This window comes from Acinetobacter sp. AS23, assembly GCF_023612055.1.
In the GTDB taxonomy this organism is placed as follows: domain Bacteria; phylum Pseudomonadota; class Gammaproteobacteria; order Pseudomonadales; family Moraxellaceae; genus Acinetobacter; species Acinetobacter oleivorans.
The window spans coordinates 2,342,309-2,361,330 of record NZ_CP082274.1 but is presented as its reverse complement, the minus strand read 5'-3'; the positions used below and the strand labels follow the sequence as shown (position 1 = coordinate 2,361,330).

Genomic DNA, 19,022 nt, shown 5'->3' with positions numbered 1-19,022 from the left:
TATTTTGTTTGGGGTATATATTATAAAGAAAACATAAAAATTGCTTTAGTATAAAAATTAAATAAAATGCTGGCTGATATTTTATGACTAAGAAAATTAGTTTTAATGCTTTTGAAATGAATTGTATTGCCCACCAATCTCCTGGATTATGGCGACATCCTCAAGATCGATCTGTTGAATATAAAGATTTAGAATATTGGACAGATTTAGCACAAATTCTTGAGCGTGGTTTTTTTGACGGTATTTTTATTGCAGATGTGCTTGGTATTTATGACGTTTATCATCAAAGTGCTGAACATGCCTTAACAGGTGCAGTACAAGTTCCAGTCAATGATCCGCTACAGATTGTGCCAGCGATGGCAGCAGTCACAAAGCACTTGGGCTTTGGTGTCACGACCTCTATTTCTTTTGAACATCCTTATCCTTTTGCTAGACGTATTAGTACGCTAGACCATTTAACCAAAGGACGAGTTGGATGGAATATCGTGACGTCTTATTTGGAAAGTGGTTCGAAAAACTTGGGCCTAAAAACTCAGGTTAATCATGACAATCGTTATGATATTGCTGATGAATACTTAGAAGTCCTTTACAAACTTTGGGAAGGGTCTTGGGAAGAAGGTTCGGTACTTCGTGACCGTGAAAGCGGTATCTTTGCTGACCATAAAAAAGTGCATCCAATTCAGCACGAAGGTAAATACTTTACTGTACCGGGCATCCATATTTGTGAACCATCACCACAGCGGACGCCTGTACTTTACCAAGCAGGTGCGTCATCACGCGGGCAGAAGTTTGCTAGTCAAAATGCCGAGTGTGTATTCATAGCAGCGCCGTCTAAAATTGCCACTAAAAAAGTGGTACAAGGCATTCGCCAGAAATTGGCTCAGGAAGGCCGCGACCCGTACTCAGTTAAAATTTATGCACTCTTGTCGATAGTCACTGATGAAACTGATGCAAAAGCACAGGCTAAGTTTAAAGAATATCAAAGCTATGGAAGCTACGATGGCGCTTTAACATTGCTGTCTGGCTGGTCTGGTGTCGATTTTTCACAATATCAACCGACCGATAAAGTTGAATATATTCAAACCAACGCGATTCAATCTTTATTAGATTCTTATGTAAATGCAGATCCAGAACGTGTTTGGACCATTGAGGAAATTGCAAACTGGAACAGCTTAGGTGGTAATGGGCCTGTGTTAGTGGGTTCGGCAGAAAAAGTTTCAGATGCTCTACAGCAATGGGTTGAAGATACCGATATTGATGGCTTTAACCTTGCCTATATTTTGGCACATCAAACTTTTGCCGATGTGGTTGAGTTTATTGTTCCGGAGTTGCAAAAACGAGGGGTATATCAAACCTCTTATGCACAAGGAACATTAAGAGAAAAATTATTTGGTGCTGGGCCATATTTGCCTGAAAATCACCGCGGTGCAAAATATCGTAATCTAAAAGAGTTAAAACTTGCTGAGGCGAGTTAATATTTTAGGAAGCCGTTAAATAAATAGCTGGTTAAATACCAGCTTTTATTTTGTCTTTTTATATCGGTTTTACTGCTGAGTTAATAATGAAAAGATAATTCTATAATTGAGATTAAAACATCAGATTATTTTGTTTTTGTATTATGTGAATAATCATTATTTTGTTCCTGTTATTAAAGTTTAGGAATTATTAAGTGAGCACACAAGAACTCGATCATAACCATCGTTATGAAATTAAATCTCCAGATGATGTTTCACAATTAATTTCCAAATTTGCAGGGAAGGGTAAATCGAATAAAGTTATTTGGTTGGCACTAATAGGGGTGTTTATTGATGCCTATGATTTAACAACGCTGTCGTTTGGTATTGAGCAAGTCATCTCAGAATTTTCTTTAAGCCCTGTGATGACTGGGGTGGTGGCTTCAGCAATTGTCTGCGGAACCATTGTGGGTAACCTGATTGGTGGTTGGCTGACAGATAAAATCGGCCGTTATCGAGTCTTCATGGCGGACATGGTGCTGTTTGTCATTGCGGCAATTGTCGCAGGCTTTGCACCAAATGTTTGGGTTTTGATTTTAGCCCGATTTATTATGGGAATTAGTGTTGGTATTGATTTGCCTGTCGCAATGTCATACTTATCTGAGTTTTCCAAGTTTAACGGTAGTAGCAATAAGGCAGCGCGTTTAGCCGCATGGTGCCCAATGTGGTATGCCGCTTCTTCGGTATGTTTTGGTCTGGTTTTGGCGCTTTATTTTCTTTTACCCCCTGAGCATAGCAACTGGTTATGGCGAGCATCTTTAATTTTCGGAGCAGTGCCAGCGTTACTCATTATTTTTATTCGCGGTAAATATTTAACTGAATCACCAATCTGGCTTGCAAACCAAGGCGATTTAAAGGGGGCAGCTAAAGTTCTACAAGAATCCTATGCAATTAATGCAATTGCTACAGTTGAAAAAGTAGAAAGAGCTGCTGAAAAGAAAAAGCGTGAGGGTTTTGCAGTTTTATTTAATAAAACCTATTTGCCAAGAACGATTGTGGCAATTGTGATTCACATTTCGGTGGCATTTCAGTACACGACCATTGCCTTCTTTTTACCTTCTATTTTAACGCGTTTCTTCCATACCGATGTCTTGACGACCATTACCACCACACTCGGGCTTAATTTATTGTTTGCATTCACTGGCGGGCTGTTGGGCGTATTTGTTGCTAGCAGATTTAAATCTCGACATGTGTTGCTTACAGGCTTTTTACTCCAGTTTATAGCCCTCATTGCTTTGGCATTAATTGGTGAACCCGGTAATAGCTTTCTACTCTACACCGCAATTGGAATGCTAGGTTTATGGCTTTTTGCCGAAGGCTTTGGGCCTGGGGCACAAATGATGGTTTATCCAACTATGGCTTATCCGGCTTCGATTCGTGGCGTTGGTGTTGGCTTTAACCGTGCAGTAACGGGTGTAGCTCAAGCAATTGCTTTGTTTGTTTTACCGATCTGGATGGCGGGATATAAAACCGATGTATACCTCATTATTTCTATCTTTGCGTTTATTCCTTTAATTGTGATTGGGCTACTGATTAAGTTTGAGCCTACCGCCCAAGATGTCGATGTGATTGATGAAGATAAAGCAGAACTTCCTCTCAATAATTCACCAGTAATCGACTAGAGTAAAATTAGATATCTAAATAAAATAAAGGCCAACATCTGTTGGCCTTTATTTTTGGAGTTAGAAGTAATAAGCAAAAATTACAAACGCTTTTTTATTCCATTTATCATTGCTTCCGCCAGCTGCAAGGCCTTCACTGTCTCCTAGATATGGATCGTGTTTACCCACCAGCAACTCGGCTTGTACTGTCAGTTTTTGATAGTTAAAGGCAATGCCGGGAATAAAACGGGTGGAGTCTTTAAAGCCATCTTGCTCTTTTCGATAAGAACTATAGTTTAAGTACGGGCGAACAGAGGTAATTGGGCCAAACTGCTGAGGAAATAAATAGCTCAGTTCGGCTGAGTAAATCTGACCTTTGGTTGCAGAGTTGAATGAATAATCGAAACCGCCCAAAGTTAGGTGGTCTTTATATTCAGTGTCGGCATTATCAATGTCTTGATAACCAGCTAAAAGCTGTAAATTCCATTGATTGTAATTGGTATTGCTAAAAACTGAATAGACTTGGCGATCCCCATCTTGTCCTGAACGTTTATTTTCAATGGTGGAGTACCATGCAGAGGCGCCCAGTTGGGTAGAGAAATTTTCTTGGCCTAAGACATTTTTAAAGGTATGAGCACCGCGAACAACAATGGAGTTCTTTTCTTTAGTATTGGTGCCTTGTGGTACAGAGTCATCTGCATTGACGGGGTTGATACTAAATCGACTCGAATCTTTGCTTTTACCTCTATAGGTGCCACCATCGGTAGGATAAAAGGCGAGTTGTGCTTCATTAATTCCATCATTAAAATCATATTTCACCCCAAGGTTATGTACATCTTCCCAACCTGCACTATTGGCAATGCCTAAATAATAAGTATTTCCCCAAAAGCGACCCAAGCCAAAAGGAACTGGGTTTAAGCCAGCAATAATTTTACTGTTGTCATTAAGTTTATAACCCAACCACGCATCGGTAAGCCAATTGGCATCGCCTAAACGCCCGTAATATTCATAAACCCGATAATCTAGGCGGCCAATCCATTTCGGGGAGTTGTAATCTAGCCATAAGACCGCGTCATTAAAGGAAAATTTACTGGTAGTGGGATCAGAGTCAAAGTCATAAACATATTTAGCTCTAACAGTACCACTCACTTTAAGTTGACCTTCTTCAGCATTACCAAAGGTAAGGGCTGCATGACTTGAGAGGCTGAGTGTAATTAAAGACGCTGTAATTAATGTTTTTTTCAGAAATTGAGAATGTTTAAACAAAAGAATTTTTCTCCTCTTAAAAATAAAAATTAAATTTGCGTCATGTATAAACCAGAAAAAGATTTGTTCAAATCTTAATATTTGCAGAAGTTTTAAGATAAAAATATAATAAAATCTGAACTTTATATAAAAGAATGAAAATTAATTAGATGCAAAACTCTGGATGCGATAAGCAAAAAATAAAAATGACGAAATGAGTAGGATAAAATAATTAGAGTAGATGTGTCAGTTTTTTCTCATCATGTGTTTTTTGAATATCTTTTTTATTTATTGATATATAAGTATTTTAATTTTATGGCTAATCTGTAAGTTTAGTTGATATTTGCTTTTTACCAAAAGATAAAAACTTATATGAAAAAGTTATTTATCAAAAATAGATAAGCAACTCATATTTTTTTATTTTTCATTATAAAGCCAGCTGCATACCATGAGCTTATATTATTGAAAGATCATGAAATTATGAGCACAAAGACCAAACCGTTGATTATCACGGCAATTGTGGTTGTAGCAATTGTTGCATTTATCGTATGGCAAAATAAAAAAGACAATAATACAAGTGCTTCAGTTCGCGACAGTAAACCTGTGATCATTGCCTACCAAACAGGGGTGGACCCAAGCAAAGTTGCCCAGGCCAATGGGGAATATGAAAAACATAGCCAACGTAATATTCAATGGAAAAAATTTGATGCGGGTTCAGATGTTGTCAATGCACTTGCTTCAGGTGATGTCGTACTTGGCAATATTGGCTCAAGTCCACTTGCTGCCGCGGCAAGCCGTGATTTACCGATTGAAGTCTTCTTAATTACATCAAAACTTGGTGGATCTGAAGCATTAGTGGTAAGTAATAAATCAGGCATTAAAACTCCTCAAGATTTAATTGGCAAAACCATTGCTGTACCGTTTGTTTCAACCACGCATTACAGCCTTTTGTCTGCACTTAAACATTGGAACATTCCAGAAGACAAAGTAAAAATTATTAACTTGCGTCCACCTGAAATTTCAGCTGCTTGGGAACGTGGTGATATTGATGCAGCATATGTGTGGGAACCTGCTTTAAGTAAAGCCAAAGCATCTGGTACGGTTTTAACTGACTCAAAACAAGTGGGTGAATGGGGCGCTCCAACTTATGACTTATGGGTTGTGCGTAAAGATTTTGCAGAGAAAAATCCTGATTTCTTAAAAGTTTTTGTTAAAACTACGCTTGAGCAGCTTGAAAAATATAATCAAGATCCAGCCGCTTACGTTAAAGATGCCGATAACGTGCAGAAAATTGCGCAGCTCACAGGTTCTGATCCAAAAGATATCCCGCTTTTATTAAGTGGAAATATTTACCTAGACCACGCTCAGCAAAAACAAACGTTAGATGGTGAATTTGCGCAAAATATTTTTGACACAGCGAAGTTCTTAAAAGGTCAGGGCAAGGTCGATCAACTTAAAGCCGATTATAAAGGCAACGTGAATTCTTCATTTTTGCAGCCTTAAGGAGTTGTCATGAGTGTACTAGAAGCCAAACATATTCATCTGACTTTTCCTAAACAGCAAAAGCCAGTTTTACAAGACATTAACCTAACCATTGAAGAAGGTTCTTTAACCGTGATTTTAGGCGAGTCAGGTTGTGGCAAAACAACTTTGCTTAATATCTTGGCAGGGTTTCAAAAGCCGAGTTCAGGTGATGTGCTTGTAAATCATGAAGTGGTAAATGGACCAGATGTAACCCGCGCTGTCGTGTTTCAGGATCATGCACTCCTTCCTTGGTTGAATGTTGCAGATAATGTTGGCTTCGCTTTGCAGTTAAAAGGTTTAAAGCGCGCAGATATCGAAGCACAAGTGAACGCAATTTTAAAAATTGTAGGTTTAAGTCACGTTGAAAAAGCCAATATTTGGGAACTTTCCGGTGGTATGAAACAACGTGTTGGTATTGCCAGAGCTTTGATTAGTCATGCGCCGTTTATTTTGTTAGATGAACCTTTTGCTGCATTAGACGCTTTTACACGTGAAAACATGCAGCAGTTAGTGCTCGATTTATGGATTCAACAAAATAAAAGCTTCTTTTTAATTACTCATGATATTGAAGAAGCATTATTGCTCAGCAATCAGTTAGTTCTGATGACAGCGCATCCAGGCAAAATTGTAGAAACTCTACATCTTGATTTTGCTAATCGATATCGTCAGGGCGAGTCTATTCGCTCAATTAAATCGGATCCTCAATTTATTCAGCTCAGAGAACAGCTATTTGAAAGTTTAAGGGCACAAAAACAAAGCGGTAAGGAGGCGTTAACCACATGAGTACTAAAGATAACGTCTATGAATATGACAAAGCAGGGCTAAAACTTAAGCCAGATGTGCAAACAGAAAATGCTTCATTTCTATCGTCTTTTTTTGAGAAGCATCGCACTTTGGCAGTTAGCATAACTAGTGTGGGAAGTGTGGTTGCACTCTGGTTCCTCATTACTGCTTTGCATGTCGTACCTGAACTGTTTTTACCGAGCCCACAGGCAGTCTGGCAAAAATTTATATCGGTTAGCCAAGAAGGCTTTATGAAGGCTACTTTGTGGCAACATTTGGCCGCTAGTATCTCGCGTGTGTTTTTAGCATTGATTGCTGCTGTTGTAATTGGTGTACCACTAGGTTTATGGATGGGCCTGAACAAATGGGTTCGCGCTGTTCTAGATCCTTTGGTTGAATTATTACGTCCAATTCCGCCGTTAGCTTATTTACCTTTACTCGTAATTTGGTTCGGTATTGGTGAAACCACAAAAGTACTTTTGATTTTCTTCTCGATTTTGGCGCCGGTCATCATTAGTAGTGCGCATGGTGTGTTAAGCCATCAGCTTAATCGTGAACGTGCTGCACTGTCGCTAGGAGCAAGTCAGGCACAAGTATTTTGGCATGTCATTTTACCAACGGCTTTACCTCATATTATTACCGGTATTCGTATTGGTCTTGGGGTGGGTTGGTCAACATTAGTTGCAGCAGAATTGGTTGCAGCCGACCGTGGTATTGGTTTTATGGTGCAATCGGCAGCACAGTTCTTAATTACCGATACGGTGATTCTGGGCATTATTGTGATTGCGATTGTCGCAGTTAGTTTTGAGCTGTTTTTACGTTGGTTACAAAAACAGTTTTCTCCTTGGTATGGTCAGCAGTTGTAGTAAAGAAGATGAATACAGTAGTAGCAAACTTAAATATTGAAGTGATCAAGCCTACCATTGGCGCAATTATTCACGATATTGATTTGAATGCGTTAAATGAACAGACAACGCAACAAATCCAGCAGGCTTTGCTTGATCATCAGGTTATTTTTTTTCGAAAGCAACAATTAGCACCGCAAGCACAAGCAGACTTGGCACGCAGTTTTGGCACCTTACACGTGCACCCGATTTATCCTTCAATTGAAGATGTACCTGAAGTGATGGTGCTCGATAGCTGGAAACAAGATTTGCGTGACAATGAACTTTGGCACACAGATGTGACTTTTAGTAAAAATCCACCTTTAGGTTGTGTGTTGCAAGCCATTAAAATTCCACCTGTCGGCGGTGACACCCTGTGGTCGAGCAACACAGCAGCTTTTAAAGGGCTTTCGCTTGAGTTACAGCAAAAATTGCGTGGCTTAACTGCAACACACGATATTCGTAAGTCTTTTCCACTTGAGCGTTTTGCTCATAATGAAGAAGAGCGTGAAAAGCTTTTACAAACCTTTAAGCGTAACCCGCCAGTGATTCACCCAGTGGTGCGTACCCATCCGGTTACAGGTGAACCTTTGTTGTTTGTAAGTGAGGGCTTTACCACTCGAATTAATGAGTTACCTGAACAAGAAAGTGAGCAATTACTTGATTTCTTGTTTGAACATGCGACCCAAGAGCAATTTCATTTGCGTTGGAAGTGGCAAGATGGTGATATCGCGATTTGGGATAACCGTTGCACACAACATAAAGCATTATTTGATTATGGCGATGCTCATCGCATCATGCACCGTGCAACTATTAACGGTGATGTGCCATTTTATAAAAATGAACAACAGCCAGAGTTAGCTGAAGTTTAATTCTTTGGTTTTCAGCCGTTTCAATTCCAACGCAGCGTTTTGAGTTGGAATTGAAACAGTAATTTATTTCTAATGTGCTCCAAATCCTGACAATATGCCTGTGTAACTCTTTACAGGAGGTGAGGCCCAATCACCAACTTTGCTGGTTTTTAAATTTAACTGGACTAACATTTCAGCTTGTTTAACTGCTGCTGCAACGCCATCAATAACAATCACGCCCAACTCGTTTTGTAGCTTTTGGCACAAATCACTCATACCTGCACAGCCCAAAACAATCGCATCGCTTTTATCTTCTACTAGTGCTTTTTTGCACTCATCTCGTATGGTTCGATAAGCATCTGAGTCAGGAAGCTCTAACTCTTCAACTGCAATGTCACAAGCTCGAACATTTTTGCAAAATGGCGTAACCCCATAACGATGAGCCAGATGCCAACTCATATTCACTGTGCGTTGTAAGGTTGTGACGACACTAAAACCATTACTGACATAACTTGCAGTTCGCATAGCTGCTTCGGCAATCCCAATCACAGGCGCTGAAGTAATTTCACGGGCAGCATAAAGCGCAGGATCACCAAAACAGGCAATAATATAGGCATCTACATTTAGCTGTTCACCTTGTCGGATTTCCTCCAGCACACCTACTGCACTTAATACTTCATCATAATAACTTTCAATCGTTGCAGGGCCCATTTGAGGACTCACTGCAATAATTTGAGTACCAGAATCTGCGACTATCTTTGCTGATGCAGCAATTTTGTCTGTCATGCTTTGAGTGGTATTGGGGTTAATAATTTTAATTTTCATTGTACTTTTACCTTCGTCATTGCCGATTTAGCATGAGTAAGCGGTTGGTTAAGAAATCGGTAGATCACGAAACCAAATCCCATACCAATAAACCAAGTGAAATTAGCCAGCGCAGATAATTGTGGTAAAAGCACGCATAAAACAGGAATTAATGAAGCTGGAATTAAGGCATAGAAGGCAGAACGGTTATAACCATTTTTGTACCAATACAAACCCTTAGGGTCTAAGGTATATAAATCATCCACCATAATTTTTTGTTTTTTAACGAGGTAAAAGTCGGCTAGAAGCACGCCAAAAAGTGGGCCGATAAATGCACCTAAAATATCAATGGTGTAGTGAATCACTTGAGGATTATTAAACAGATTCCATGGGGTGATGAAAATTGAACCTACTGCTGCAATCATTCCACCCATGCGCCAGCTAATTTTGCTCGGTGAAACATTCGAAAAATCAAAGGCAGGCGAAACAAAGTTAGCGACAATATTAATCCCGATGGTCGCAATCATTAAGGTCAAGCTGCCTAAAATGACTACAAAAGTGTTATCCAATTTGCCAACCATCTCTACTGGGTCGGTAATGAGTTTGCCGTAAACAGGTAGCGTTGCTGCAATACAAACCACGGTAAGTAAAGAAAAGCCTAAGAAATTAATCGGTAGTCCAAGAAAGTTACCCATTTTAATGGCATTAAAACTTTTGCCATAACGAGAGAAGTCACCAAAGTTCAGCATAGGCCCTGAAAAATATGAAACAACAAGCGCAATAGCACCAATCATGACTGGTACAACCGCAAAACCGTCGTATTGAACACCGCTCAAGTTTAAATCAATATTCTGCCAGCCAGCTTTCCAGATGAGCCATACTGCCATCGCAAACATTACAACGTAGACAGCCGGACCTGCCCAGTCAATAAACTTACGAATACTGTCCATGCCAGACCAAAAAACAATCGCTTGCAGTAGCCAAAGCAGCATGAAGCCAACCCAACCTAGATAGGAAAGCCCAAGAAAGCCATAAGTTGAAACATCGGCATACACCGACCATTCTGGAAAGAACTTTAAAATGACCAATAAAAAGGCACTTGAGGCTAAATAGGTTTGAATGCCATACCATGCGACAGCAATAAGACCACGAATAACAGCAGGAATATTTGCACCAAGTACACCGAAGGTTGCGCGGCAAATAACAGGATAGGGCGTACCCGTTTGTTGGCTAGACTTGGCAATCAGGTTTGTAAAAAACTGAACTATGGCAATGCCGATGAGTAAAGATAAAAGTACCTGCCAGCTATTGAGCCCGAGTGCAAAAAGGCTTCCAGCCATGACATAACCGCCGACACTATGAACATCAGACATCCAGAAGGCAAAAATATTATAAGCGCCCCATGTTTGCTTTTTTAAAGGAGCTAAATCTTGATTTGTCAGTTTTGCATCATAAGAAGGTTTAATTATTGCTTCGGTATTATTCATCTTGAACACTCACTTCCTTAAGATGGAGGCACTTTCAGCAGCATTGTTTTTCTGTCTAAAAGAATGAAATTAAAATTGTGTACAATATGATATTTAAATTGTGCACAATCTTAATTGAGCAAAAGTTATGCCAAATTTAGGAAGTAGCGCTTATGAGTTATTTAAACTGGTGTGAATTTTGGATATGAAGAGACAGTTTTATAAAATGAGAAGTGCTTAATTTTTTATAAAAAGTAAGTAAATTTAGGTGTATAAGTGGATATTTAGAGATCTAATATTGAATTATTCGGTTCAGTATATTTGTTGTGGGAATGAGAGCAATATTCCAAAATGCTTAAGTTAAACTTACACTATTGTCATTAGATAAAGTTTTAAAAAGAGGGAGCATTAATAAAAAATGGAAAAATCAATGCCATCGAATGCACCAAAAAAAGCCGTAGAAATGAGCAATGATGAAATTGATGACCATATATATAACGCTATTGTAGATGCTATTTTAAATCGACAACTTGCCCCTGGCGCACGTTTAGTTGAAGCACCTTTGTGTGAAGCATTCGGTGTAACGCGAGGAGTGTTAAGACGTGTTTTCGTCAAACTTGCACATGATAAGGTCATCGAAATTCAGCCCAATCGTGGAGCACTCATCGCAAAACATAGTGCTCATGAAACAAAAGAGGTCTTTGAAGCACGCAGCATGCTTGAAATCGCCACTGTAAAAAAGCTAGCTCAAAAGTCACATAGCCTAGATTTTCGTGAGCTTCGAGGTTTAGTCGATCAAGAGTCTCATGAGCGTTTAGCTGGCAATTGGGCCGAGTGGATTAAGCTATCAGGGCAATTTCATTTAAAGCTGATTGAAGCAAATCAAAATACGATTATGACCAGTTATTTGCAGACGCTTATTGCAAGGACTTCGTTATTAATTGGGTTATATGAAATTCCCAAACATAATAATTGTTCGGCAGATGAACATCGTGCAATTTTAAATGCCATTGAGCAAGGCGATGAAAAGCGAGCAACTCAATTGATGGAAGAGCATTTAGAACACTACGCTACGACATTTGTTGAAGAAGACAGCACAGCAACAGCAGAGCAAAATTTATTAAATTTATTTAAAAATAAGAAAATTGAAACCATTCAAACTAACTAAAAAATAATGGGCCATTTCCTATGGAAAAGGCCCAGATGGTTATTTTATAGGAATGATTTGATGCGTTAAAAAATCAATAAATAGTTTTACTTTCTTCGACAAAATTTTACGATTTGGCCATGTCACATATAAGTGAAGCGGCTGACTGGTGTAGTCCTCCAAACATTTCTGTAATTTACCTTCTTTGTAGTAAGGCTCTGCAATAAACTCTGGAAGAAAAACGATACCGTGATCTTTTAAACACATATCTAATAATAATTCACCATTATTACAGGTCATCACAGGGAAACAATTAAAGGACACTTCTTTTTGATCTTTTTGGAAAATCAGTTTTTTATGTCGGCTATCTTGATAATAAATCAGAAATTTATGTTCTTTAAGTTCTTCTAATGAGTCTGGTAATCCATGCTGATTAAAATACTCAGGTGTTGCATATAGATACCGCTGATAGGTATTTAAAATTTTACTATTTGCTAAGTTTGGAGGAGAGCCATCTACGCGAATGGTTAAATCAAATTTATTATTATTCATGTCTAGTAGTTGATCAGTCATGAATAGATCAATTTTGATGCTAGGATATTTCTCAATAAAGTCTGAAATAATATTTTGAAGAAAAATATTGCTAAAAGACATTGGTGTATTGAGCTTGAGTTCGCCTTCTGGGTACTGCTGATTATAGCTAATTTCGTAGGCAGCCCATTCAAACTCACTTAAAATGACTTTACTATGCTGATAAAACTTTTCTCCACAAGAGGTGAGGTTCATCTGTCTTGTGGTTCGGGTTAACAGTGTGGTTTTCAGGTCATTTTCGAGGTAGCAAACACGTTTGGCCACTAAATCACGTGAGATGTCGAGTGCTCTGGCTGCGCTACTAAAATTCCCATGTTCTACGACACTTACAAAAGTGGAAATACAGTCTAATCGATCCATGGATAAGCAAAAGTTAAAAAAATATATATCAATGATTAAACTATAAAAATTAAAAAGCAATCATTGATTTTATTGTATTCGTACAGCATACAGATTCGTGCTGATTTGCTGTCTATGCTTTTACATTTTTATCTGTTTTGATAATGACCAGTAAGCAATTTTAATGCATTACTCATAAGGAATAATGGAGTTTACCCATGAATAAGTCACTTTTAGAACAACTTTCACCAACAAATTGTCAGGTTATTTTTATTGATCATCAGCCACAAATGGCTTTTGGGGTACAGTCAATAGACCGCCAAGTATTAAAGAATAATACGGTAGGATTAGCAAAAGCAGCTAAAACATTCAATATTCCTGTCACCATTACCACGGTTGAAACTGAAAGCTTCTCTGGTCATACCTATCCAGAACTTTTAGATGTATTTCCAGATGCTCCATTACTAGAACGTACTTCAATGAATTCATGGGATGACCAAAAAGTACGTGATTCGCTTGCAAAAAATAATCGTAAAAAAGTGATTGTTTCAGGCTTATGGACTGAAGTGTGCAATAACACCTTTGCTTTTGGCGCCATGCTTGAAGGCGATTATGAAATTTATATGGTTGCAGATGCTTCTGGTGGTACATCAAAAGAAGCACATGACTATGCCATGCAACGTATGATTCAAGCAGGTGTTGTTCCAGTAACTTGGCAACAAGTCTTACTCGAATGGCAACGTGATTGGGCACATCGTGATACGTATGATGCAGTTATGGCAATTGTACGCGAGCATTCTGGTGCTTATGGTATGGGCGTTGATTATGCTTATACGATGGTACATAAGGCGCCTGAACGTACAACATCAAAACACGAAGTACTTGCACCAGTTCCTGCAAAATAAAACAGTACTGATTTAGGTAAAGGCATGTCTAGTATTCAATATTTAAGTGATATTAATACAGATATGCCTTTATTTTTTAGAACGATAATTCACAAGAATGGAGTTCAGAATGACCGAAATAAACCTCATACTCATAAACGGTAAAATCACAACACTAGATCCTCAGAATCCCGAAGTACAAGCAATTGCGATTGCAGACGGTAAAGTCGTACGTACGGGTACAAATGATGAGATTATGAAGCTCGCAACACCAACAAGCAAAGTCGTAGATTTAAATGGCCGTCGCGTTATACCGGGTCTAAATGACAGTCATCTGCATATTATTCGTGGTGGCCTAAATTACAATATGGAACTGCGCTGGGAAGGTGTGCCATCCGTTGCGGATGCACTACGCTTACTTAAAGAGCAAGCAGATAATACGCCAGCTCCACAATGGGTCCGTGTAGTCGGTGGTTGGACTGAGTTCCAGTTTGCCGAAAAGCGGTTACCGACTTTAGAAGAAATTAATAAAGCTGCACCAGATACTCCCGTATTTGTTTTACATTTATACGCCAGTGCCTTGTTGAACCGAGCTGCGCTTGATGTATTGGGCTTTAACAAAGACACTCCAGATCCACCCGGAGGCAAGATTGTACGAGATGAAAAGGGTGAACCAACTGGTCTATTGCTCGCAACTCCATCCGCTATGATTTTATATTCGACCTTAGGTAAAGCGCCGAAATTGCCAGTTGAAGACCAAGTCAATTCAACTCGTCATTTCATGCGTGAGTTGAACCGATTAGGCATTACTTCAGCAATTGATGCGGGTGGTGGTGGTCAAAACTATCCTGAAGATTATGATGTGATTAAGCAATTGCACGATCAAAATCAGATGACAGTGCGAATCGCTTACAACTTATTTGCTCAGAAGGCAGGCCAAGAGCTTGATGATTATCGCCGTTGGACAGAAATGACATTTCCGGGTGATGGTGATGAATTATTTAGAATGAATGGAGCAGGTGAGAACCTGACTTGGTCGGCAGGTGACTTCGAAGATTTCTATGAGCCACGTCCGGATTTACCGGAAAAAATGGAAGGCGAACTCGAAGCCATTGTAGAGCACTTGGCCGAAAAGAAATGGCCATTCCGTATTCATGCAACCTATGATGAAAGTATTAATCGTTTGCTCAATGTATTTGAGCGCGTCAATTCAAAACAGCCATTTGCAACACGATTTATTATTGACCATGCCGAAACTGTATCTGAGCGTAATATCGAACGTATTGGTGCGTTGGGTGGTGGTATCGCCATTCAACACCGTATGGCATATCAAGGTGAGATTTTCGTGAAACGCTATGGTGCCGAGGCTGCTCAAGCAACGCCACCAGTTAAGAAAATGTTAGAACTTGGTGTTCCTGTGGGTGCGGGAACAGATGCGACTCGTGTTGCCTCTTATAACCCTTGGGTATGTTTGTATTGGCTAAGTACGGGTAAAACAGTCGGTGGTTTACCACTCTATGATGAAAAAAATCTATTAGACCGTCAGACTGCACTCAAACTCTGGACTAAAGGTTCGGCTTGGTTCTCAGGTGAAAAAGATGTTAAAGGTTCACTCACAGCAGGGGAACTTGCTGATCTAGTCGTATTGTCCGATGACTACTTCAAAGTGGAAGCAGAAGATATCCAATGGATTGAGTCTGTACTCACTGTTTTAGGCGGAAAAGTGGTATATGCAGGGGCTGAGTTTAAGCAAGACGATCCTCCATTACCGCCAGCATCTCCAACATGGTCGCCAGTAAAACGCTTTGGTGGTCAGTGGCGTTTATCCGAAAATCGTAATGCGCCTTCGAATCAATCATTACAGTCACAAAGTGCATTGTGTGAATGTGCTAGCAGTTGTGGCATGCATGGGCATAGCCACTCTTGGATGCTTGATGTTCCTGTAAATGATAAGGATAAAAAATCATTCTGGGGTGCACTTGGGTGTTCTTGTTTTGCATTTTAAATAAAACAGTATGGGAACCTGCCTCATTAAATGGCTTGCTTCCCTAAGGTATGTACGATGAAAATGTACTTGTTATCTTTGGCTGTAGGGTTGCTCGTTGGTGTCTTATATTACGTTTTAAATGTTAAGTCACCAGCTCCACCTCTTGTTGCATTAGTCGGTTTATTAGGCATGGTAATAGGAGAGCAACTGCTTCCTTTTATCAAATCCTATTTTTAATCCGTTTCATTCAAAAAAGCTAAATGGTTCAATGCCATTTAGCTTTTTATATTAATAAATATCTTCAATTACTTTATACGACGGCCCTGTTCGTCAATAATCACTTCGCCATCTTCTTTTGCAAAATAGCCTAAGTTTTGTGAATCTAAAATGTCGAGCACCACTTCAGAAGGGCGGCAAAGTCGTGTGCCTTTTAGTGTAACCACGAATGGGCGATTAATTAAAATTGGGTACTGAACCATAAAATCAATTAACTGATCATCGGTCCAATCGGCTTGTTCTATCTCTAAATCTTTATAGGGATCAACATTTTTACGAATTGCTTTACGTACAGTTAGGTTTGAATCCTTAATGAGTTGAATCAATTCATCTTTACTTGGTGGTGTTTGTAAATATTCAATAACGATAGGTTCAATTCCTGCATGACGAATAAGCGCCAAGGTATTACGTGAGGTTCCGCAAGCAGGGTTATGGTAAATCTTCACTAGCTCAGTCATGGGAAATTCAGGGTCGAATTAAGATATTGCATTTATATATGGATATCCGTATATTTGCAATAACGAATATATTCTGTTGAAGATATGATCAATCAAGTCGATTTCTTTAAATGTCTATCTGATCAAACTCGGTTAAACATTCTTAAATTAGTTCTAAATAAACAAAATATTTGTGTCTGTGAGCTAACTGAACAACTGGATTTGAGCCAACCTAAAATTTCCAGACATTTAGCTTTACTGCGTACCCACGGTATTTTACTAGACACGCGGCAAGGACAATGGGTGTATTACAGTGTCAACCCTGATTTACCAAGTTGGGCCGTTGAAGTTTTGAAAATTATAGGAAACCAAGATGAAAGTTTAGTGAATCAATCATCTTCACAGTTTTCGTCAATTTCTACTTATTGTGAGTAAAAACATGAAATTTTTATTTTTATGCACTGGAAACAGTTGCCGTAGCATTTTGTCAGAAGTTTTATTTAACAGTCGTGCACCAAAAGGTTGGAAAGCTTATAGCGCTGGGAGTAAACCATCAGGGCAGGTACATCCACTCACGCTCGAAACGCTTGAAAATTTAGATCTTTCAACAGAAGGCTTATGGAGTAAAACTATTGATGACTGTGAACAATATCAACCGGATGTTGTGATTACAGTTTGTGATGCTGCTGCTCAAGAAGCTTGTCCACTTTATTTAGGTGGCGCAATCAAAGCACATTGGGGACTGAGTGACCCATCACATCTTGATTTGCCAAAAGAAGAAAAACTCAAAGCTTTTCAAGATACAGTGAATCATATTAATCGTCGTTTAGATGCCTTGTTTGCTTTAGATGTGGCACATTTAAATCGCTCACATTTAATTGCTGAGATTAATAAAATCTCTAATATTGAGTAAGAGAGTCGAGATGACTAAGCAAAAGCTTTCTTTTTTAGACCGGAACCTAACGCTATGGATTTTTATTGCTATGAGTTTAGGTGTGGCAATAGGTGTTTTTTTCCCTCAGGCCTCGGTTTCTTTGAATCAGATGAGTGTGGATAACGTTAATATTCCAATCGCAATCGGCTTAATTTTAATGATGTATCCGCCTTTAGCAAAGGTAGATTATGCTGCGTTACCAGAAGTATTTAAAGATAAGAAAACCTTAACTTTATCGTTGGTACAGAACTGGATTATTGCTCCAGTTTTAATGTTTATCCTTGCGATTTTTTTCTTACATAGCTATCCAGAGTATATGACTGGCCTTATTTTGATTGGCTTGGCACGTTGTATTGCAATGGTATTGGTCTGGAATGGCTTGGCTTGTGGCGATAACCAATATGTCGCAGCGTTGGTTGCTTTTAACAGCATTTTCCAAATTCTGTTCTTTAGCACTTATGCATGGTTATTCTTAACCTTTTTGCCGCCGTATTTTGGCGTGGCAGGGCAAGTCATTGATGTGAATTTTTGGACTATTACACATGCGGTTTTGGTGTACTTAGGTATTCCATTCTTAATGGGGTTCTTGACGCGTTTGATTTTAGTCAAGTCGAAAGGTTTGGAATGGTATCAAACTAAATTTTTACCAAAAATCAGCCCGATTAGTTTAATTGCTTTACTTTTTACCATTGTGGCGATGTTTAGCCTAAAAGGTGGCGATGTGGTGAGCTTACCTTTAGATGTATTACGTATTGCAATCCCACTGACGATTTACTTTGGGGTGATGTTCTTCATTAGCTTCTTTATGAGTAAACGTATGGGGAATAACTATCCACGTACCACAGCCATTTCCTTTACCGCTGCGGGCAACAACTTTGAGTTAGCTTTAGCGGTTGCGATTGCAACATTTGGTTTAGCGTCACCTGTAGCATTTACCACAGTGATAGGACCATTGGTTGAAGTTCCGGTTTTAATTTCACTCGTTTCAGTTTCTCTTTGGCTCAAGAAAAAGTATTTCTCACATGAACAGTCTTAACAATGATTTATCCAATGTGGCATTAAATCTTTTAGATAAGCCTACCTTTGAACAAGTGCAAGCACAGCAACTTGAACATCCACCACGCATTCTATTGCTATATGGTTCTAATCGTGAGCGTTCTTATAGCCGTTTTGCTGTGTTGACGGCTGGGCGAATTCTTGAATATTTAGGTGCGGAGGTCAAACTTTTTCATCCTAAAGGTTTACCTTTACCAGAGGATGCAGAAACAGATCATCCGAAAGTGCAAGAGTTGCATGAGCTTTTGGCTTGGGCAGAAGGTATGGTGTGGTGTTCACCAGAACGTCATGGTGCAATGAGTTCGATTTTAAAAGCTCAGATTGATTGGATTCCCCTAGCTGGTGGAGCAATTCGTGCAACACAAGGTAAAACATTAGCTGTTATGCAAGTTAGTGGTGGTTCGCAGTCGTTTAATGCGGTCAATCAAATGCGTATTTTAGGGCGTTGGATGCGCATGATTACCATCCCAAATCAGTCTTCAGTTGCTAAAGCTTTTTTAGAGTTTGAAGAAGATGGAAGTATGAAACCGTCCTCTTACTATGACCGAATTGTCGATGTAATGGAGGAACTCTATAAATTCACTTTATTAACACGTGGACAAAAACAATATCTGACAGATCGCTATTCGGAACGTAAAGAATCTGCAGAAGAATTATCTAAACGAATCAATCAAAAATAGTAGATTGATGATAATAAAA

19 protein-coding genes are annotated in these 19,022 nt (G+C 39.1%); 14 read left to right on the top strand and 5 right to left on the bottom strand.

The features are described from left to right. The first annotated feature begins 83 nt into the window (after positions 1–83). Together K6I41_RS11040 and K6I41_RS11035 are read left to right on the top strand one after the other, a co-directional pair. Positions 84–1,475: an LLM class flavin-dependent oxidoreductase gene (locus tag K6I41_RS11040; protein ID WP_151987865.1), complete on the top strand. Its 1,392-nt coding sequence runs from the start codon at positions 84–86 to the stop codon at positions 1,473–1,475. A gap of 194 nt (positions 1,476–1,669) precedes the next feature. After that, positions 1,670–3,136: an MFS transporter gene (locus K6I41_RS11035; RefSeq protein WP_250374297.1), complete on the top strand. Its 1,467-nt coding sequence runs from the start codon at positions 1,670–1,672 to the stop codon at positions 3,134–3,136. Between the two features lie 60 nt (positions 3,137–3,196). On the opposite strand, the gene K6I41_RS11030 is transcribed toward K6I41_RS11035, so the two are convergent. After that, a complete protein-coding gene (locus K6I41_RS11030) occupies positions 3,197–4,381 on the bottom strand; it encodes a hypothetical protein (protein WP_250374296.1) in 1,185 nt (394 codons plus the stop codon). A gap of 441 nt (positions 4,382–4,822) precedes the next feature. Between K6I41_RS11030 and tauA the strand changes: the two genes are divergently transcribed. Genes tauA through tauD form a run of 4 tightly spaced genes read left to right on the top strand, consistent with a single transcriptional unit; the run spans position 4,823 to position 8,423 of the window. After that, a complete protein-coding gene (gene tauA / locus K6I41_RS11025) occupies positions 4,823–5,863 on the top strand; it encodes a taurine ABC transporter substrate-binding protein (RefSeq protein ID WP_250374295.1) in 1,041 nt (346 codons plus the stop codon). A 9-nt stretch (positions 5,864–5,872) separates the two neighbouring features. Then, entirely contained in the window at positions 5,873–6,667 is a 795-nt protein-coding gene (locus tag K6I41_RS11020) for a taurine ABC transporter ATP-binding protein (protein ID WP_086497183.1), read from the top strand. Continuing rightward, complete coding sequence (tauC, locus tag K6I41_RS11015) at positions 6,664–7,533, top strand: taurine ABC transporter permease TauC (protein WP_199942229.1); 870 nt, start codon at positions 6,664–6,666, stop codon at positions 7,531–7,533. Before K6I41_RS11020 ends, tauC begins: the two co-directional genes overlap by 4 nt. An 8-nt stretch (positions 7,534–7,541) precedes the next feature. Continuing rightward, a complete protein-coding gene (tauD, locus tag K6I41_RS11010) occupies positions 7,542–8,423 on the top strand; it encodes a taurine dioxygenase (RefSeq protein WP_250374294.1) in 882 nt (293 codons plus the stop codon). A gap of 69 nt (positions 8,424–8,492) precedes the next feature. Here tauD and K6I41_RS11005 read toward each other — a convergent pair whose 3' ends face one another. Continuing rightward, positions 8,493–9,227, bottom strand: a complete 735-nt coding sequence (locus tag K6I41_RS11005; RefSeq protein WP_250374293.1) for an aspartate/glutamate racemase family protein — start codon at positions 9,225–9,227, stop codon at positions 8,493–8,495. Further along, positions 9,224–10,693 (bottom strand): NCS1 family nucleobase:cation symporter-1, encoded by a 1,470-nt coding sequence (locus K6I41_RS11000; protein WP_250374292.1) that lies wholly within the window; start codon positions 10,691–10,693, stop codon positions 9,224–9,226. Before K6I41_RS11000 ends, K6I41_RS11005 begins: the two co-directional genes overlap by 4 nt. Before the next feature lie 397 nt (positions 10,694–11,090). On the opposite strand from K6I41_RS11000, the gene K6I41_RS10995 reads away from it, so the two are divergent. Further along, the gene (locus K6I41_RS10995; protein WP_151987879.1) at positions 11,091–11,840 is read left to right on the top strand and encodes a GntR family transcriptional regulator; all 750 of its coding nucleotides are present in this window, start codon (positions 11,091–11,093) and stop codon (positions 11,838–11,840) included. 39 nt (positions 11,841–11,879) lie between these two features. On the opposite strand, the gene K6I41_RS10990 is transcribed toward K6I41_RS10995, so the two are convergent. Then, entirely contained in the window at positions 11,880–12,770 is an 891-nt protein-coding gene (locus tag K6I41_RS10990; RefSeq protein WP_005304435.1) for a LysR family transcriptional regulator, read from the bottom strand. A 197-nt stretch (positions 12,771–12,967) separates the two neighbouring features. Here K6I41_RS10990 and K6I41_RS10985 point away from each other — a divergent pair, with 197 nt between their 5' ends. The 3 genes from K6I41_RS10985 (at position 12,968) to K6I41_RS10975 (ending at position 15,857) form a co-directional block, all read left to right on the top strand. Beyond that, positions 12,968–13,654: a hydrolase gene (locus K6I41_RS10985; protein WP_001043290.1), complete on the top strand. Its 687-nt coding sequence runs from the start codon at positions 12,968–12,970 to the stop codon at positions 13,652–13,654. Positions 13,655–13,763: 109 nt separating this feature from the next. Further along, positions 13,764–15,638: an amidohydrolase gene (locus tag K6I41_RS10980; RefSeq protein ID WP_250374291.1), complete on the top strand. Its 1,875-nt coding sequence runs from the start codon at positions 13,764–13,766 to the stop codon at positions 15,636–15,638. A gap of 57 nt (positions 15,639–15,695) precedes the next feature. After that, positions 15,696–15,857, top strand: a complete 162-nt coding sequence (locus tag K6I41_RS10975; protein WP_000784879.1) for a DUF1427 family protein — start codon at positions 15,696–15,698, stop codon at positions 15,855–15,857. 68 nt (positions 15,858–15,925) lie between these two features. On the opposite strand, the gene arsC is transcribed toward K6I41_RS10975, so the two are convergent. Further along, positions 15,926–16,354 carry an arsenate reductase (glutaredoxin) gene (arsC, locus tag K6I41_RS10970; protein WP_250374290.1) on the bottom strand — a complete coding sequence of 143 codons (429 nt, stop codon included), beginning with the start codon at positions 16,352–16,354 and terminating at the stop codon, positions 15,926–15,928. 84 nt (positions 16,355–16,438) lie between these two features. Between arsC and K6I41_RS10965 the strand changes: the two genes are divergently transcribed. The 4 genes from K6I41_RS10965 to arsH are packed head-to-tail and all read left to right on the top strand — an operon-like array spanning position 16,439 to position 19,003. Next, positions 16,439–16,768, top strand: a complete 330-nt coding sequence (locus tag K6I41_RS10965; protein ID WP_250374289.1) for a metalloregulator ArsR/SmtB family transcription factor — start codon at positions 16,439–16,441, stop codon at positions 16,766–16,768. 4 nt (positions 16,769–16,772) lie between these two features. Further along, positions 16,773–17,246, top strand: coding sequence for an arsenate reductase ArsC (locus tag K6I41_RS10960; RefSeq protein WP_250374288.1), 474 nt, complete (start codon positions 16,773–16,775; stop codon positions 17,244–17,246). A gap of 10 nt (positions 17,247–17,256) precedes the next feature. Beyond that, complete coding sequence (arsB, locus tag K6I41_RS10955) at positions 17,257–18,303, top strand: ACR3 family arsenite efflux transporter (protein ID WP_250374287.1); 1,047 nt, start codon at positions 17,257–17,259, stop codon at positions 18,301–18,303. Continuing rightward, positions 18,290–19,003 (top strand): arsenical resistance protein ArsH, encoded by a 714-nt coding sequence (gene arsH, locus K6I41_RS10950; protein ID WP_151767240.1) that lies wholly within the window; start codon positions 18,290–18,292, stop codon positions 19,001–19,003. Before arsB ends, arsH begins: the two co-directional genes overlap by 14 nt. Positions 19,004–19,022 lie beyond the last annotated feature (19 nt).

What these genes read in the sequence shown, in the direction of transcription:
- K6I41_RS11040 (WP_151987865.1), top strand. Translation starts at nt 84, where the DNA reads ATGACTAAGAAAATTAGTTTTAATGCTTTTGAAATGAATTGTATTGCC.
- K6I41_RS11020 (WP_086497183.1), top strand. Translation starts at nt 5,873, where the DNA reads ATGAGTGTACTAGAAGCCAAACATATTCATCTGACTTTTCCTAAACAG.
- tauC (WP_199942229.1), top strand. Translation starts at nt 6,664, where the DNA reads ATGAGTACTAAAGATAACGTCTATGAATATGACAAAGCAGGGCTAAAA.
- tauD (WP_250374294.1), top strand. Translation starts at nt 7,542, where the DNA reads ATGAATACAGTAGTAGCAAACTTAAATATTGAAGTGATCAAGCCTACC.
- K6I41_RS11005 (WP_250374293.1), bottom strand. Translation starts at nt 9,227, where the DNA reads ATGAAAATTAAAATTATTAACCCCAATACCACTCAAAGCATGACAGAC.
- K6I41_RS11000 (WP_250374292.1), bottom strand. Translation starts at nt 10,693, where the DNA reads ATGAATAATACCGAAGCAATAATTAAACCTTCTTATGATGCAAAACTG.
- K6I41_RS10995 (WP_151987879.1), top strand. Translation starts at nt 11,091, where the DNA reads ATGGAAAAATCAATGCCATCGAATGCACCAAAAAAAGCCGTAGAAATG.
- K6I41_RS10990 (WP_005304435.1), bottom strand. Translation starts at nt 12,770, where the DNA reads ATGGATCGATTAGACTGTATTTCCACTTTTGTAAGTGTCGTAGAACAT.
- K6I41_RS10985 (WP_001043290.1), top strand. Translation starts at nt 12,968, where the DNA reads ATGAATAAGTCACTTTTAGAACAACTTTCACCAACAAATTGTCAGGTT.
- K6I41_RS10980 (WP_250374291.1), top strand. Translation starts at nt 13,764, where the DNA reads ATGACCGAAATAAACCTCATACTCATAAACGGTAAAATCACAACACTA.
- K6I41_RS10975 (WP_000784879.1), top strand. Translation starts at nt 15,696, where the DNA reads ATGAAAATGTACTTGTTATCTTTGGCTGTAGGGTTGCTCGTTGGTGTC.
- arsC (WP_250374290.1), bottom strand. Translation starts at nt 16,354, where the DNA reads ATGACTGAGCTAGTGAAGATTTACCATAACCCTGCTTGCGGAACCTCA.
- K6I41_RS10965 (WP_250374289.1), top strand. Translation starts at nt 16,439, where the DNA reads ATGATCAATCAAGTCGATTTCTTTAAATGTCTATCTGATCAAACTCGG.
- K6I41_RS10960 (WP_250374288.1), top strand. Translation starts at nt 16,773, where the DNA reads ATGAAATTTTTATTTTTATGCACTGGAAACAGTTGCCGTAGCATTTTG.
- arsB (WP_250374287.1), top strand. Translation starts at nt 17,257, where the DNA reads ATGACTAAGCAAAAGCTTTCTTTTTTAGACCGGAACCTAACGCTATGG.
- arsH (WP_151767240.1), top strand. Translation starts at nt 18,290, where the DNA reads ATGAACAGTCTTAACAATGATTTATCCAATGTGGCATTAAATCTTTTA.